15 protein-coding genes are annotated in these 16,192 nt (G+C 66.3%); 6 read left to right on the forward strand and 9 right to left on the reverse strand.

Going from position 1 to position 16,192, the window contains the following annotated elements:
• The 6 genes from KA248_07285 to KA248_07310 form a co-directional block, all read left to right on the forward strand.
• The coding region (locus tag KA248_07285) for a hypothetical protein (protein MBP7829704.1) at positions 1–365 on the forward strand (365 nt) is incomplete at its 5' end.
• Between the two features lie 60 nt (positions 366–425).
• A complete protein-coding gene (locus KA248_07290) occupies positions 426–1,247 on the forward strand; it encodes a hypothetical protein (protein MBP7829705.1) in 822 nt (273 codons plus the stop codon).
• 43 nt (positions 1,248–1,290) lie between these two features.
• The gene (locus KA248_07295; protein ID MBP7829706.1) at positions 1,291–2,040 is read left to right on the forward strand and encodes a HAMP domain-containing histidine kinase; all 750 of its coding nucleotides are present in this window, start codon (positions 1,291–1,293) and stop codon (positions 2,038–2,040) included.
• A 676-nt stretch (positions 2,041–2,716) separates the two neighbouring features.
• Positions 2,717–4,216, forward strand: a complete 1,500-nt coding sequence (locus KA248_07300) for an ATP-binding protein (GenBank protein ID MBP7829707.1) — start codon at positions 2,717–2,719, stop codon at positions 4,214–4,216.
• Between the two features lie 7 nt (positions 4,217–4,223).
• Positions 4,224–4,883 (forward strand): peptidoglycan DD-metalloendopeptidase family protein, encoded by a 660-nt coding sequence (locus tag KA248_07305; GenBank protein MBP7829708.1) that lies wholly within the window; start codon positions 4,224–4,226, stop codon positions 4,881–4,883.
• Between the two features lie 60 nt (positions 4,884–4,943).
• A complete protein-coding gene (locus KA248_07310; protein ID MBP7829709.1) occupies positions 4,944–5,591 on the forward strand; it encodes a queuosine precursor transporter in 648 nt (215 codons plus the stop codon).
• A gap of 98 nt (positions 5,592–5,689) precedes the next feature.
• Here the strand turns inward: KA248_07310 and rnc are convergent, their stop codons facing one another.
• From rnc to KA248_07355, 9 genes are all read right to left on the reverse strand, one after another.
• Positions 5,690–6,406: a ribonuclease III gene (gene rnc / locus KA248_07315; GenBank protein ID MBP7829710.1), complete on the reverse strand. Its 717-nt coding sequence runs from the start codon at positions 6,404–6,406 to the stop codon at positions 5,690–5,692.
• Positions 6,403–7,293, reverse strand: coding sequence for a site-specific tyrosine recombinase XerD (gene xerD, locus KA248_07320; GenBank protein MBP7829711.1), 891 nt, complete (start codon positions 7,291–7,293; stop codon positions 6,403–6,405). The genes rnc and xerD overlap by 4 nt, the downstream gene beginning before the upstream one ends.
• Before the next feature lie 5 nt (positions 7,294–7,298).
• Positions 7,299–7,706 carry a type II toxin-antitoxin system VapC family toxin gene (locus KA248_07325; GenBank protein MBP7829712.1) on the reverse strand — a complete coding sequence of 136 codons (408 nt, stop codon included), beginning with the start codon at positions 7,704–7,706 and terminating at the stop codon, positions 7,299–7,301.
• Positions 7,703–7,942, reverse strand: a complete 240-nt coding sequence (locus KA248_07330) for an Arc family DNA-binding protein (GenBank protein MBP7829713.1) — start codon at positions 7,940–7,942, stop codon at positions 7,703–7,705. Before KA248_07330 ends, KA248_07325 begins: the two co-directional genes overlap by 4 nt.
• A 79-nt stretch (positions 7,943–8,021) precedes the next feature.
• Positions 8,022–9,311 (reverse strand): hypothetical protein, encoded by a 1,290-nt coding sequence (locus tag KA248_07335; GenBank protein MBP7829714.1) that lies wholly within the window; start codon positions 9,309–9,311, stop codon positions 8,022–8,024.
• A 1,548-nt stretch (positions 9,312–10,859) separates the two neighbouring features.
• The gene (locus KA248_07340) at positions 10,860–11,747 is read right to left on the reverse strand and encodes a phosphoribosylaminoimidazolesuccinocarboxamide synthase (protein ID MBP7829715.1); all 888 of its coding nucleotides are present in this window, start codon (positions 11,745–11,747) and stop codon (positions 10,860–10,862) included.
• Between the two features lie 50 nt (positions 11,748–11,797).
• Positions 11,798–13,291, reverse strand: coding sequence for a leucyl aminopeptidase (locus KA248_07345; GenBank protein ID MBP7829716.1), 1,494 nt, complete (start codon positions 13,289–13,291; stop codon positions 11,798–11,800).
• Between the two features lie 8 nt (positions 13,292–13,299).
• Positions 13,300–13,641 (reverse strand): heavy-metal-associated domain-containing protein, encoded by a 342-nt coding sequence (locus tag KA248_07350; GenBank protein ID MBP7829717.1) that lies wholly within the window; start codon positions 13,639–13,641, stop codon positions 13,300–13,302.
• A gap of 346 nt (positions 13,642–13,987) precedes the next feature.
• Positions 13,988–16,177, reverse strand: a complete 2,190-nt coding sequence (locus tag KA248_07355; protein MBP7829718.1) for a tetratricopeptide repeat protein — start codon at positions 16,175–16,177, stop codon at positions 13,988–13,990.
• Positions 16,178–16,192: the final 15 nt, after the last annotated feature.

The following is a 16,192-nucleotide window of genomic DNA, read 5'->3' on the forward strand; positions in this document are numbered from 1 at the left end:
CGACGGACTGGCTGGTGGTGTCGACCGACAGCGCGGCGACGAACCATTGGGAGGGGGGCACGGTCATCCCGTTGGATCCGTCAAAGCCGGAGGACTTCGCCGCGGCGGTGAACGCGGCGATCAAGGCGCGTCCGCAGGTGGGTGCCGTGCTGGTGGCGACGGATCGGGGGGAGGATTACGCGGCGATCGCGAACTGGGCGGGGAACATCAATGCCTTCGTCTTCTATCTGGAAGGGGGCTGGACGGCGTGGGAGGCGCACCGCCGTATGATGGGGGCGATCCGGCAGGGGCAGGTTATGACAGCGCAGAGTGCGGGAAGCGGTGGGGCCAAGGTGCGGCCGGGGTGCGGCGGGTGTCCGAAATAGGCACAGGCGGGTCGGCTGTGATGCCGGGTGAGGAAGCGGACGGGGAGGAGACGAGGCACGATGATGGCGACGGAATGCGGGGCGATGGTGGTCTACGGGGGCGGCACGCAGGGAGCGAAGCCCGAGGCCTTGCAAAGCACGCTCTTGCTGAAGTACGGGACGCCACCGGATTCGGCTGCGGATCCGGAATCATGGGAAATCGAAATGGTTTGTATTTTAGAGAACACGGACTCCGGGCCCTTGCCTGGGGTGGACTTTCCCGTGGATGCGCCCGTCGCCGAGTCGGCGACCCATGGCCGTGTGGAGTTAAATCCATATCCCGAAGCGGAGATCCGCCGCGACTCCCGCGGCAACCAGAAAGTGATGTTCAGCCTTTCCGGGATTCCCCCCTGCGGCAAGAAAATTGTCAGCGTGAAAGCTCGGTGGACAGCGCCCGCGAAAGCGCAACCGTTGTCGGACATGGACAGGGATCGCTATCCGGCGGAGGATCCCGGCATGGGGGCCCGGCATTCGATCGTGGCGGAGACGGTCCGGCGCTTGAAAGGCTCTCCTCCCCAAGGCACGGCTAGGGCGCTGTATGCCTATATGATCGGAGTGGTGGAAAACAAGACGGACGGGAGGCCGGATACGGGATGGGGAAGCGCTGGCCTGATGACGGCCTTGTGCCGGGCGGCGGGCATCCCGGCGCGGGTGATGGGGGGGTACCTGAAGGGAAGTTGCAGCCGTCATGAGATGGTGAGGCGCCACCACTGGGCGGAGTTTCATGATGGTTTTCGATGGCGCGTGGCGGATTGCACACAGCAGCGCTTTGCCGTGGAGGATAATCACTACTTGGCAACGCGCGCCTGCGGAGGTGTGCCGGGGCGCGAGGAGGAGAGCTGACGCCCCCTCCGGCCGGGCAATTGGACCGTCCATCGACAATAGCATGAACAAAGCATCCCAGAGCACGTTAAGGGGCGAAAAGAAGGAAACGGTACCGGATGGGCCCGTCGACCCGGTCCAATGCATGTCGGAATGGGCTCGTGACATCCGCCATCCGTTAACCATGGCCAAGGGATTTCTCTATCTCCTGGGCCGGCAATTAGGCACACAAGGAGTGGTCTCGGCGACACACGAGCCGGCAATCAACGAGAACCTGCAAAGAATAGAGCAGAGCTTGAATCGCTGCACGGAAATGACGGAGGCCTTGAGCCAAGGGGCGCAAACAAACAGCAAGGCCATGGGGCGAGTTTCTTTGAACCGGATACTCCTGGAGCTGGCGGATACCTTTTCAGCTTGGGCCAAATACAAAGGCGTGGACGTATGGATCGTTCTGGCCTCGGAAGAGGTCTGTGTGAAAGGCGTCAGGATTCAGTTGGCTCGAGCTATGCAGAACCTTCTGATCAATGCGGTGGATGCCTTTTTGGGATGCACAGGAGAGGTCACCATGAATCTCCAGAGAGATCAGGATCTGGCCGTTGTGCGCGTCATGGACAACGGGCGGGGGATGAGCGCCGAAATATGGCCGCATGCCTTTGAGCCCCAATTCACCCGTGGCAAGGCGGAGGGGTGCGGTTTGGGGTTGGGCATTGTGAAGCGTATCGTGCAGGAGCACGGAGGGTGCGTGGAACTGGCGAGCCAACCAGGAATCGGCACTTCCATTGTCTTGCGTTTCCCTCTTTGCGCTCCTCCGTGATTATGGCCTTTGCTACGAATAAGGCTGGATGGCCGGGAGCAAATGGATCTTATGTGCAGCCTCCGGCGCTGAAGGTTCCGCATTCGACTCGTGGTGGGCGCACCACCCCGGGTCTTTCCAGGGGAGCGTGGCGTGCGGGGAGGCTCTTCCGCCGACGGAATTGGTCGACTTCGTTTCTCTGGGCGCACCCGTACTTTGAAACCCAGGTGAAGGCGAAAGGGAGTGCGTGTCACAGTGCGGCGGGAGGGGAACCCAACGAAGGGAGAGTCTTCAACAACGGGGAATACCTATCCCACCAATTTGCTGAACTTGACGCACACAACTATCCTTCCATTCTTTCACGGGGCCGGTCTGCGGGGCCAAGATTTTGATGCCGTTTGCATTCCCCTGCATTTTCGTGCATGATTTGGTCAAGAAGAAGGTGGCTGAATGAAAGCGGTTTGCTACTCCTTATAAAGAGGGGCGGGAGCTTGCTTGAAGGTGCAAACACTCGAAATGCCTAGGAAATATGATGGTTTTCTGTTCTGCTGATGCTTCGGCCTGAATGAGGGTCGTGACGGTAAATGTGTAACATATTGATGGCGGCCAGGTTAGACTGAAAATCCGTGTGTCGACGGTTCGATCCCGTCTCTGGCCACCTTCCCTTTTTGATGGCCGGAACCCGGGAGGTGGGAGCATGACTTCGAAGGACTCGCTGAAGCTGACCCTGCCGAACGACCTTTCCTACCTGCCGAACGCGCAGGCTTTTGTCACCGAGGCGGCCCGCCGATTCGGTTTTTTCGAGGCGGAACTCATGCCGATCGAGGTCGGCGTCGAGGAGGCCGTGACCAACGTGATGAAGTACGCCTACGACGCCGAGGAAAGCCGTAGCTTCGAGATCGAGTGCGAAAAGCTGCCCGCGGGCATGAAGATCGTCATCCGGGAGAAGGGCATGCCCTTCGATCCGGCGCAGGTCGAGGCCTATCGGGCCGGCGCGTCCCTCGAAGAGTCCTCGACCCGGGGTCTGGGGACCTTCCTGATGCAGCACCTGATGGACGAGGTGTCGTTCCACAACCTCGGAACCGAGGGCAAGGAGACGCACCTGGTCAAGTACCGCAAGGACAAGGCCGCCCTCGAGTCCGAGCAGCAGGAACGGCAGGTCGCGGCGGCGGAGCCCGAGGTCATCGTCGAAAAAATCGATTACGACGTGCGCGGGCTCGATCCCCGCGAGGCGATCCAGGTCTCCCGCTGCGCCTTCAAGTCGCACGGGTACAGCTTCTTCGACGAGCACATCTACTACCCCGAGCGCCTCGTCGCCATGAACCGGTCCGGCGAGATGATCTCCGCGGTCGCCGTGACGAAGGAGAAGGTGTTCATGGGGCACGCCGCGCTGGTCTACCAGTACCCCGAGGACCGGATCGCCGAGCTGACCTTCGTGTTCGTCAACGTGGAATACCGCGGGCAGGGCGCCCTCAACCGGCTGATCGAATACCTGTTCACCTGCCCCAAGACGAGGGAACTGCGCGGCATCTACGCGTACGCGGTCTCGAACCACGTTTTCACGCAGAAAGCGATGGCGCGCTACCAGGTCAACGACTGCGGGATCCTGCTGGCGACCAGCCCCTCGTCGTGGAAGTTCCGGGGCATCCCGGAGGCCGGCGCGCAGCGCATCAGCGTCATCCTCGGCTTCAAGTACGCGGGCGCGCCGGAGAAGCGGCGCCTGTACCCGCCGGAGCGCCACCGGGCCATGATCGAGAAGCTGTACCGGAACATCGGCGCGGCGGGCCACGAGTACGCGGCGCCGGGTCCCGCCGCCCCGCCGCCCGCCGGGGAAGCGGAACTTCTGACGGGCGTGAACGCGGCCGAGGGCTGCGCGGAGATCTTCGTCCGGCGGTACGGGGCGGACACGGCGACCGCCGTGCGCAAGGCCCTGCGGCAGTTCTGCGTCCAGCAGGTCGCCTGCGTCAACCTGTTCCTGAACCTGGAGGATCCGGCGACCGCGTCGCTCGCCGCGGAGTTCGAGAAGATGGGATTCTTTTTCGCCGGCATCCTGCCGTGCTCGCGCATCGGCGACGCCCTGATCCTGCAATACCTCAACAACGTGGCCCTGGATTACGGCAAGATCGTCGCGTATTCCGACGTCGCCCGGGAGCTCCTGGCGTACATCCGGGGACTCGATCCCAACGCGGACCTGTAGGCGGCCCATGCTCTTCCCCTCGCTGGCCGGACAACCCGTGGCGCGGATCAACCTCGACGACGAGGCGGCGCACTGGCTCGCCCGCCGGCCCGCCGCCCCGGACGCCCCGAACCCGCTGCTGGACCCCGCGGTTTGCGGGCAAATGATCGCCGAGGTTCATCGCCGGGAAGGCGCCGACTGGTCCTACGGCGGCTACCTCGAGGACCGGCGCCGCCTCTGGCGCGGAAGCTACCTGGAAAAGAGCGGCGCGTTCATCCATCTCGGCGTCGATTTCAACGTGCCCCGGGGCACGGAATTCGTGGCCGGTTTCCCGGCCGGCATCGTGGTGGTGGACGACGACCCGGACCGGGACGGCGGCTGGGGAAAGCGCATCATCCTTCGCCCGAAAATGCCCGGCGGCGACGTGCTGCTGATCTACGCCCACCTCCAGAACGTCCGGTGCCGGCCGGGGACACACGTGCCCGCCGGCGCCGTGTTGGCCGAGGTCGGCGGCCCGCCGCACAACGGCAACTGGCATCCGCACCTGCACGTCCAGGCGATCCGGCGCGGGCTGTTCGAGGAGATTCTGCTCGAGCGGTTCAGCGAACTCGACGGCTACGGGCGCGCGGAGGAGTTGGATGAACTGCGCGTCTCCTTTCCGGACCCGCTGCCGATCGTGCTGGCCTGACTCCGGGGCTTCCCCCCCGCCGGTTCCTGTGGTATCCCTTCGGCCGGATCGCTGTTCCCAATGGATTCGCCCAGCCAGAACCTGCCGCCGGTTACGGCGGCGGTGGTCGTCGCCGTCGCGGCCTACATCGCCGCGCAGATGCTCGCGGACATCGCCAGCCTGAAGATCGGGATCGTCGCGGGGCTGGCCGTGGATATGGGAACGTTCGTCTATCCCGTCACCTTTACCCTGCGCGACGTGGTCCACAAGCTGATCGGCCGCCGCCACGCCCGCCTGCTGATCGTGGCCGCCGGGCTGATCAACCTGCTGATGGCCGCCTACCTGCTGTGGGTGGCGCGGGTGCCGGGCGATCCGGGGTGGGGGCTGGACGCCGAGTTCCGCGCGATCCTCGCGCCGGTCTGGCGCATCGTGATCGCGTCCATCCTCGCCGAGGTGGTCAGCGAACTCCTGGACACGGAGATCTACCACCTCTTCGTCACGCGCGTGACGCGGCGGTTCCAGTGGCTGCGCGTGCTGACCAGCAACAGCGTCAGCGTCCCGGTGGACAGCGTCCTGTTTTCCGTCGGGGCGTTCGGGTGGGCGCTGCCGTGGGTCGCCGTGTGGCAGATTTTTATTTTCAACATGATCGTCAAGTACGCCGTGACGCTGGTCAGCCTGCCGATGATCTACCTTGCGCCGGACCGGCACGCGCGGGAAGAACTGGCCTGATTCGTGTTGGGCGTTGGACGTTGAGCGTTGGAAGTTGAGTCTCGGGGAGAAGAAACGTCCAACAACCAACTTCCAACGTCCAACTTTCAACAATGGGATCAGGAATCCGCAGCCGGATTTTCCAACCCCTGCAACGCCTTGAGCGCGGCGCGGGATTCCGCCTCGCGCTTGCTCGGGCCGTGGGCCGCGGCGGCGACGCGGTCACCGATCCGGACCTCGACGTTGAACCGCCGCGCATGGCCGGGGCCCGTGACCTCCAGCAGCCGGTAGACCGGCCCGACCTTCCACCTTTGCTGGCAATACTCCTGCAACGCGCCCTTGGGATTATCCTGTGCCGCCGCGCTTTCCTTGCCGGAAGCCAGGGCGGTGAACAGGTGCTTGTAGATCCGTTCCACGGCCTTCAGTCCGCCGTCCAGGTACGCGGCGCCGAGGACCGCCTCCAGCGCGTCACCCAGCGTCGAGGCGCGGGCGCGGCCGCCGGACTGCTCCTCGCCGCGGCCCAGCCGCAGGAACGCACCGAGCCCGATCCGTTCGCCGATTTCCGCCAGCGTCTTGCCGTTGCACAGGACGCTCCGGAGCCGCGTGAGGTCGCCTTCCTGGTGGTCCCGGTGGGCGTGGTAGAGCTGGGTCGAGGCCACGAGGCTCAAGGCCGAGTCGCCGAGGAATTCCAGCCGCTGGTTGTCCACCGTGTTGGACGTGGGGGCCTCGTACCGCCACGAGCGGTGCGTGAGGGCCTCCTCGAGATGTCTCTTTTTGCGGAAGCGGTACCCCAGCGCCTTTTCCAGCTTCCGGTATGGATTGCGAAGAAGGTTCATGCCCTCGGATGAAAGCGGGAATGTACGTGCTTGAGCCGCGAGCTGTCAACATGCGTGTAAATCTGCGTCGTGGCGATGTCCGAGTGGCCGAGCATCTCCTGGATCACCCGCAGCGGCGCGCCGTTGGCCAGCAGGTGGCTCGCGAACGAGTGGCGAAGGGTGTGGGGGGTGACGTGCTTCGCGATGCCCGCGTGCCGGGCCGCGCCCCGGATGAGCACCCACAGGGTCTTGCGGCTGAACGGCCCGCCGCGGACGGTGAGGAACAGGGCCCGCCCGTCCGGGATGCGCTTCGCGAGCACGGGCCGCGCCTCGGAGAGGTACGCGCGCAGCGAGGCGGCCGCCGCGCCGCCCAGCGGCACGACGCGCTCCTTGCGGCCCTTGCCGAGGCAGCGCAGGTAGCCGTCGTCGAAGTGCAGATCGTCGAGCGTCAGGCGGGCCAGCTCCGAGATGCGCAGGCCGGTGCCGTACAGCGTCTCCAGGATCGCGCCGTCGCGCAGCCGGTGCCGGCCGCGGCTGCGCGCGGACTCGAGCAGGCGCTCGACCTCCTTCACGCTCAACGTGTCGGGCAGGATCTTCCAGAGCCGCGGCGTCTCCATGCTCTCCGTCACGTTCTGCCGCAGCAGGCCCTCCTGCTGGAGGTAGCGGAAGAACACCTTCACCGCGACCATCCGGCGCGCGATCGAGTTGGCCTGAAGCCCGCGATCCTTCTGGTCCATGAGAAAGTCGAGGACCTGCGGCCGCCTCACGTCATTGACCGAGCTGACGCGCTTCTGCTGGAGGTAGTCCAGGAAGGCGTGCAGGTCCGCGCCGTAGGCCAGCCGCGTATTCTCGCTCAACCCGCGCTCGAGCGAGAGGTAGTCCAGGAACTGGTCCACGAGGGGCTGCATGGTTTTTATTTCCCGCCGGCAAAGGCCTTGAGGCTGGCCGTCAGCGCAGGGAACTCCGCCAGGAGCTGCCGGTCGGACGTCACCAGCTTCACGTTCAGGTCTTCCGCCAGGGCCGCGTATTCGCAATCATAAGCGGAGCATCGGGATTCCGCCACTTTCCTCATGACCAATTCCGAGGGAATCACATACTCGCGACCGGCGAGCTGCGACTCGGCCCCGTGGAGGCACCGATCGGCCGTCGCCCGGTCCAGGGCGCCGCGGCGCAAGTATCCGGCCAGTATGCTGCGGAACTCGGATCGCCAGAGGAGGGGGGCGGCCCAGCGAGGGTCCCGCGCCAGCGCTTTTTCCGCGAAGTCGGTCATCTCGCCGGGGATCCAGAGGTACGCCAGCGCGTTGACGTCCACCACGATCACCGGCGGCCCGCGTTTTTGAAGTCCGCCAGGTCCTCCTGCGTCAGGTAGACGTTCATCGCCTCCCGCACGGCCCGCGCATGCCTTCCGATGGCCGCGGCATCCACCGGAACGCCATGGACCATGCCGGCCAGGGTCATGATGATCTCCCGGTTAAGGCTTCTTCCGTTCGCCCGGGCGCGGGATTTCAACGTGCGATGCACGGCGGCCGGAACATCCTTCAACGTGATCGTGCTCATACAAAAACCATAATGCATCCATTATGGATGTCAACTCTTGCTTCACGCAGCCGGCTTGCGGGCGGCGCTGCCGCCGGCCTCATGGCCGGGTCACGGCCAGGCGCAGGAACCGGTTCGTGGGGGAGGGCGAAGGGTCTTGGACGTGGCACACGACGGGATTGCCCGCGCCGAGTTCGATCACGTTGGGCGTTCCGCCCCAGGAGCCGTTGATGTTGGTGGCCAGGCCCACCCACAGGCTGTCGTTGGAAATCGAGACCGAACCCTGCACGATCAGTGTTGCGTCGTCCACGGCCGTGTCGCGGTTGAAGACGAGCACGCCCATGCCGTTGCTCACATATCCCGAGAGCCGGGCGAGAGCGTCCGAGTTCGTCGCGCTGCTGCCGGTGACGTACTTCACGAGGTTCGGGTACCCGTCGCCGGTCGCGCAGTCGTTGTAATTAGTCAGCTCGTTCGTGATGGCGGAAGCCCAGCCCCAATAGCCCTGGTACTCGTAGGCGCCCATGTCCACCGTGCCGCCGACAAGGCGCGGCTTGCCGTCCAAGTCCACAGGTCCAATCCCGTAACTGTTGTTGCCCCTGTTGATGCAGGGCGAATCGGACTGCAGGTGGTAGTTGCCCGCCGCGGCATTCATAAAGCGAGGGTCATCGGTGATATTACCCGTGCTCCACGGATCCGAGGGCGCGGGGATCGTGCAACTGTAATAGAACTCCGTGTTCAGCCAGTTCGCGTCGGCAGGCGCCGTGTTAAAATAGACGATGCCGTTTCTCACCGGAGCCACCACGCCTCCTCCCAAAACGCCCCCCGCTTGGCTGCTGGCTGAATTGCCGGTCACCGTGCAATTGGTCAGTATGCTTAAGAAAGCCCCACCTCCGGCGCCCGACGCATGATTGCCGACAAACTTGCAGTTGCTCAACCCGCCCCTGAATGAGCCGCCGCCGGAGAGGGCCGAGTTGCTGGTCAACAGGCATTGGCTCGCCGTGTCGTACGCCGAGCCGCCCCCGCCGTCGCCGGCCGAGTTGCCGGAAAGCGTGCAGCGATTCAGGACACCCGAGGCCGACCCGCCGCCGATGAAGGCCGAGTTGCTGACCAGCACGCAGTCGTACAGCGCGCAGACGAACGCCCCGCCGCCGTAGTTGGTCGCCGCCGCGTTGCCGGTCAACAGGCAATTGGTCAACGTGCCGTGGGCCGCCCCTCCGCCGCAATTGGTGGCGGAGTTATCCGAAAGCGTGCAGTCGTTCAGCACGGCTCGACTCGCCCCCCCACCGCAGAAGGCCGCATTACCCTCCAGCGTGCAATTGCTTAACGAACACTGATACGCCCCGCCCCCCTCGCTGGCCGCCTGGTTCAGCGCCAGGGTACAACTGTTCAACAAGCCATACCATGCACCGCCCCCTTGGTTTTGCGCCCGGTTGAATGACACAGTGCAGTTGTATTGTGTTCCGTAACAGGCGCCGCCGCCGTTATACGCGGTATTGCTTAGGAGGGCGCAACCATACATCGTCCCGAGGTAGGCCCCACCGCCATGATGCGCCTGGTTGCGGGTCAACACGCAGTTATTCAGTGTGCCGTAACCGTTGCCCCCCCCGTTGGATGCCACGTTGCCCACCAAAGCGCAGTTGCTTAACACACAGGAAAAAGCTCCCCCGCCGGCGATGCGGGCCGTGTTGCCTGTCAGCAAACAATTGATCAGCATTCCAAAGCACGAGCCTCCGCCGTCAGCGGCCGCCGAATTGCTCGAAAGCACGCAATCGACCAGCGCGCCATAGCATGATCCGCCACCCAGGTTGCTCGACGTGTTGCCGGAAAGCGTACAGTTGCTCAAGATACAGTTATCTACGCCCCCGCCCCTGTCTATGGCCGAATTGCCGGATAGCGTGCACTGGTAGAGCAACCCGGAAACGGCGCCACCGCCTTGATAGGCCGAATTGCTGGACAGGGTACAGTCGCTCAATGCGCAGGAACAGGCGCCTCCGCCCCAAGCGGCCCTGTTGCCGGTCATGGTACAAGCCGTCAACGTGCTCTGGTAGGCGCCTCCGCCCCACCACAGAGTTCTGTTGCTGTAGATCGAGCAGTTATACAACTCACAAAGTCGCGCGCCGCCTCCTCCCTGCGAAGGTGCTGAATTGCCGGCCAACCCGCAGTTGCTCAATGCGCACCGGGAGGCTCCGCCGCCGTAGTCTTCTGCATAATTTGTATTCAGTGTACAGGTACTGAGCTTACTGGAATAGGAACCACCCCCCTCCCTGCTCGCATTGGCCGAGAGGGTGCAGTGATGGAGTTCCCCGCCCCATACGCCGCCTCCCCACCAGAGGGACCTATTACCAGATATCACGCAGTTGCTTAAAACCCCGGCGGGGACAGACCAGGCGCCACCCCCAGCGTAATTTCGATATATGGAGTCCGAGAGGGTTGCGCCATTGGTTAGTGTGAATCCCGAAAGTAACGCGTTTGTTCCTATATAAACGCAACGAATGGCCGCGCTGCCGTTGGTCGTCAGCGGGTCCCATGCCCCCTTGATCACGGTCGCTGCCGGGCCGTTGACGCTTTGCACGGTGATCGGTTTGTCTATAACGACACGGTTGGTCATGGCTCCATGCACCACGCGTCCGCCGGTGTCGTAGAGGCCGTTGCTGACCAGTACGGTGTCTCCGGCGCCGGCCAGGTCAATCGCGGTTTGGATCGTGGCTACGGCCGTGGCCCAGTTGGTGCCCTCGGCAGCGTCGGAGCCGTTCGTGGCGACGTGCCAAGTCGCGGCGGGAGAAAAACCGGCCGACAGGCCCATCACAAAGGCCACAATAATCGAGCGTGTTATGGCTTTCATGGACGCCTCCCGCATGTCCGGCTGAAAGCACCTCCCCACATCAGTTAACGGCGTTCTGCCCGAGGACTCAAGTTGGAAATGAAGGCACCCAAGACGTCACAGGTCTGCCCGCCCGGTGATCCGGCGGTAGGCCTCGAGGTATTTCTCGCGCGTCTTCCGCACGACGTCATCTGGCAGGGGCGGGGCGGGGGGGGTCTTGTCCCACGCGAGCGTTTCGAGGTAGTCGCGGACGTACTGCTTGTCGAAGGACGGCGGCGAGATGCCGGGGGCGTAGGAGTCCGCCGGCCAGAACCGGGAGCTGTCCGGCGTGAAGAGCTCGTCGATCAGGATCAGTTTGCCGCCGTCGAGCCCGAACTCGAACTTGGTGTCGGCGATGATGATCCCCCGTGTCCGCGCGTGCTCCGCGGCATGGGCGTAGAGGGCCAGCGACACAGAGCGCAGCCGCGCGGCGAGATCGGGGCCGATCATCCGGCCGACCTCCTCGAATGGAATGTTCTCGTCGTGGCCGGTGTCGGCCTTGCGGGCGGGCGTGAAGATCGGCGCGTCGAGCCGGTCGGCCAGCCGGTAGCCGGGGCGCAGGGGCAGGCCGCAGACGGCGCCCGTGGCCTGGTAGTCCTTCCAGCCGGACCCGATCAGGTAGCCGCGGACGACGCACTCGACGGGAAGCGGCTTGGCCTTCCGGACCAGCATGGAGCGGCCGCGCAGGAGATCCTCGAAGGCCCGCAGCGATTCCGGGAATGCGCGGGGCTCGAGGGCGATCACGTGGTTCGGCACGATGGCGGCGGTGCGCTCGAACCACCACGCGGAGAGCCGGTTGAGCACCTCGCCCTTCTGCGGGATGCCGGTCGGCAGGATGCAGTCGAAGGCGGAGATCCGGTCCGTGGCGACCATGAGCAGCCGGTCGTCGAGGTCGAAGACCTCGCGCACCTTGCCGCTGCGGAGCTTCGGGATGCCGGGGAGGTCGAGGGTGGTGAGGACTGGCATATCGGGATCTCCGTGGTATGCGGGGCGGGGGCGCCCCGCCTCCATTGTCCTTACAGGTTCCGCAGCCACTCCACGAGCAGGCGCGCGCCGAACATGGTCGGGCCGGCCGGGGCATAAGGTTTCGCGCTCTCCTCGTACGCGGTATTCGCGATGTCCAGGTGCGCCCACGGGATGGACTCGGGGACGAAGTGCCGGAGGAACGTGCCGCCGATGATCGTGCCCGCGCCGCGGTCGCCGATGTTCTTCAGGTCGGAGAAGGCACCCTTGATGTCCTCGTCGTATTCCGGCAGCAGGGGGAGGGGCCAGAGCCGCTCGCCCGACGCCTCGCCGGCTTCGATCAACCGGTCGACCAGGTTCCCGTTGTTGCCCATGACGGCGGAAAGGACGTAGCCCAGCGCGACGATGGACGCGCCGGTCAGCGTGGCGAGGTCCACGATGGCGGCGGGTTTGTACTCGGCCGCCAGCGAGAGCGCGTCGGCCAGCAGGAGGCGCCCCTCGGCGTCCGTGTTGAGGATCTCGATGGTCTTGCCCGAGTAGGCGCGGACGATGTCGCCGGGTCGGGTGGCGTCGCCGCCGGGCATGTTCTCGGCCGCGGGCAGCAGGCCGATGACGGGCCGCGGCAGGCGGAGCCGCGCGGCCATGAGGACGGCGGCGAGCACGGCCATGCCGCCGCACTTGTCGTACTTCATCCACTCCATGCCCTTGCCGGACTTGATGGAGATGCCGCCCGTGTCGAAGGTGACGGTCTTGCCGACGAGGACGACGGGCTTGAGTTTGGAATTCGTGCCGCCGTAGCGGAGGATGATCAGGCGGGGTTCGTGCCGGCTGCCGCGGCCGACGGCGAGGAGGGCGCGGCAGCCCTTGCGCTGGAGCGCGGCCTTGTCGAGGGCGCGGCAGGAGACCTTGTACTTGCGTCCGAGCGCGCGGGCCGCGTCGGCGAGGGCGGCGGGCGGGGCCTCGTTGGCCGGGAGGTTGGCGAGATCGCGCACCTCCCGCAGCGCCTCGCCGGCCGCGACCTCATCCGCGAGCCGCCGCGCCAGGCCGGGCGAGCGCGGGGCGTCGGTGAAGACCAGGTCGGGCATCCGGCGCTCGGGCCCGTCTTCGTCGTCCGAGAGGTAGCGGGTGAACGCGTAGTGGCCGTAGGGCAGCGCGGCCGCGAGGTGCCCGGCCAGGAGTTCCGGCGCGAGCGGCAGGCCCGGCGCGCGGAGCGAGAAGGCCAGGGTCGAGAGGCGGTGCTTGCGGAGCGTGCGCGCCGCGGCGGCCGCCGCCTGCCGGAAGCGGGCGATGTTAAAGTCCTTTTTCTTCCCGAGCCCCGCCAGCACGATCGCGCGCGCGGGCAGCGATTCCCAGGAAGAGATCACGACGACCTGGTTCAGCCGCCCGGTGAAATGGTGGCGGGCGCGCCAGTCCCGGATCATGCGGTCGAGCCGCCGAGCGACCGGGTCGCCGCCCGGGACGGAGAGCAGCTCGTCCTGGAACGCGAAGAGCAGCCAGCCGTCGGCGGCCTGGCGGACGAGGGGCGCGGGGACGAGGCGTATTTTCATGGGGGTGTTCAGCGGCATTCGGGCGGCAGTTTCGCCCGGGCGTCCGGCCGGCCCGGCTTGTCATTCGCGTCAAACCCCGCGGCGGTCAGGTGGTACTCGATGTTGACGATGCCCATCTTGAGCCCGTCGTACCGGACGAAGATGCGCCGCTGGTCCACGTCGATCTCCACCTGCTCGATGCCGTCCACCTTTTTGAACGCGTCCTCGACGATCCGGGCGCATTCCGGGGAGCCCATCTGGGGGACCTTGATCTCCAGGGTCCGGATGTCCTGGCGGGCGCAACCTGCGCCCAGGGTGGCCCAAACGGCCAGCATGGGAAAAAGCCCTATACAGAATTTGCTCTTGGTCATAATATATATCCGCAAGGATGTTCGAGGCCCTGATAATAGGGCATGAAATCCCGGCCCGTCAAATGCGGGCGCAGTTTTTTTTCTTTGAACACTTGAAATCGGCGAGAGTCTAAGTATATTGATTTTGAAGGGCGGATGTGCGTTCACCTATGGGGTTCCTCACCCCGACCTCCTTGGCGCGCAACGCCCTTCTTTCTTTTATCGGTTTGGAGGACCCCCGCGGCCTTGTGCCGCGGGTGAATACGTCCGGTGGCTGGAGTGCGTCGGCCGATGAGCTTCCTCCCCTGCCGCGCAAGGCGGCAGGGGCCGGGGCCGGCTGGAGTCAGGCCGCCACCCCCGTTCCTTCTTACTCCCCGGGGCCGGCCGGCAGGCCGGTCGCCGACGCGGGGTCGGAGCCCGGGGCGAGGAGTTGCATGGCGGCCCTCGCCCGGGATACCAGTTGCGGGTGCCGCTCGTCGTACTTTTCCGCGAACGCCTGGAAGGCGAGGAAGGCCTCGTTGGTGTGCCCGCGCAGGTAGAGGGCGACCGCGAAGTTCAGGGAGGCGATCGGGTGCGCGTCGGGCGCGGCGACCAGCCGCCGGTAGCGGTTCTCGGCCTCTTCCAGTTCGCCGCGCTTGAGCAGGGTGTTGGCCAGCAGCAGTTCCACGGTGGGCAGACGGCGACCGCTGGCGAGAATCTTTTCGTACAGCTCCTGCGCCTCGTCGTACCGGCCTTCCTGGTGATAGCGCGTCGCCAGGCCCGTCCAGGCCGATAGCGTGCCCTCGGGCGGCGCGGTCTTCGAGAGGAAGAGCACGGCGACGGTCGTGAGGCCCAGCGCCAGCAGGCCGACCGCGCCCGAGAGGATCACGGAACGGTAACGATCGAGCAGGGCGACGAACGGGGACACGGGCTGGGCGGCGGCGGACTCCTCCGCCCGGGGCGCGCTCAACAGGACGGCCAGCGCCACGGCGGCCGGGGTGGCGTGCCGCGGAGCCCCGTCCGGCTCATCCAGCCGGTCCGGCAAGCGGCCGGACTCGCCGTACAGGTCGGCCACCGTCGCGGACAGCGTCCGCGCCAGAGCCCGCCGCTCGTCCTCGGCGCCCGCGCGCCGCAGGGCCTCGAGCAGCAGGACCTGGTACAAGGCCTGGACCGGCGGCGGCTCGGGGTCGCCTTCCCAGTGCGCCCAGGCCGGTGCGCCGGCCGGCCCGCCGAACGCGGCCGGATCCCGGAGCGCCTGGAGAATGGCTAGCCGCTGCTCGGCGCGCAGGCCGGGGACCCGGATCGGCAGCAGGGCGGACAGCGTCGGGCGCTCGATGACGGCCCCCTTGATATACCGGCTGGTGAAGACGCCCCGACGCTCGTCCCACAGCGTGTTTTGCAGGGCGTCTTTCAAGCGCTGGATTTCCGCCTGCCAGGTGGCCTCGTCCCCCGCCGTGGTGACGCAGGCGCGGGCGAGATGGAGATAGGCCTCGATCTCGCAGAGGAGAAAGGCGGCGAGGTCCGGCGAGGCCAGCCCCGCGTCGAACGTGTCCGGGACCAGGGCCTCGTCCGCCGACTGCCAGCACGGCGGGCCGGTCTGCGCGGGATCGTAGTGCCGGCAGGCCCAGCGCAGATAGCGGCGGAGGCGGGGCGCGGCGAAATCCGGGAAACCCGGTTCGCGGCGCGCACGCCAGGCCTGCTCCGCCGCCTGCGCGACCAGCGGCAGCGCCGCCGGCGCGTTCTCGCCGGAGGATTCGGGCGAGACCCACGCCGGGATCCGGCCGTCCGGCTGCTGGCAGGACAACGCGCATTTCACCAGGTCCTCCGCCACCGCGGGGTCCACCGCGGACCAGGCGAGGACCATCGGGTACAGGTGGCGGAGGCTGAACTGCGGCGGGCCGGCGGGATCCTGCGCCATCCATCGGAACGGCAGCGCGCCCTGCGGCGGGCGCAGCCGGGCGAAGAGAAACTCGACCGCGACATGGCCGATCGCGGGATCGAGCCCGCGGGGATTCCGGTCGGCCCAGAACGGCGCGCGGCTCGCGCGCTCCGCGGCGAACAGGTCCTCGAATTTCAACTCGAGCCCGCGCCGGGCGCGCTCCGCGGCCTCCGCGTGTCCGGCCTGCGTTTCCACCGCCAGGCAGAAGCGCGTGCCAGGGCCGGCCGGTTCCTGGATGAGCGCCACGTGCTGCCCGTTCGCCTCGAGCCAGGTCATCGGGCCGGCGGTGCGGATTTCCGACGCGGCGCAGAACAGGGTGGGGGCGAGGCGCGGCCCCAGGCGCCCGCACAGCAGGCCCGGTTCGGCCACGTAGACCGCCGCCGCGGCCGCCGGATCCCTGGCGAAGCGAAGAAGGAATCCGCAGGCGTACAGCACCGACGAGGCAGGCCCGATTTCCTCCGGGCATTCCAGGTGCAGGCTCCAACCCGGAGGCTCCGAATCCGGTCCGACGGAACCCGGTTGGTTCATGGCGTGGAAGCGGGGGCCGGGCCGCTCTCCGCGGGCGGCCGCGGGCGGGCTCCATTCCCAGCCGCTGATCCACGGGCCGGTCGGCGAGGCGCTGGTGTCCGGATCGATCACGCGGACATTCTTATA

It is taken from the genome of Kiritimatiellia bacterium, assembly GCA_018001225.1.
Lineage (GTDB): Bacteria > Verrucomicrobiota > Kiritimatiellia > CAIQIC01 > JAGNIJ01 > JAGNIJ01.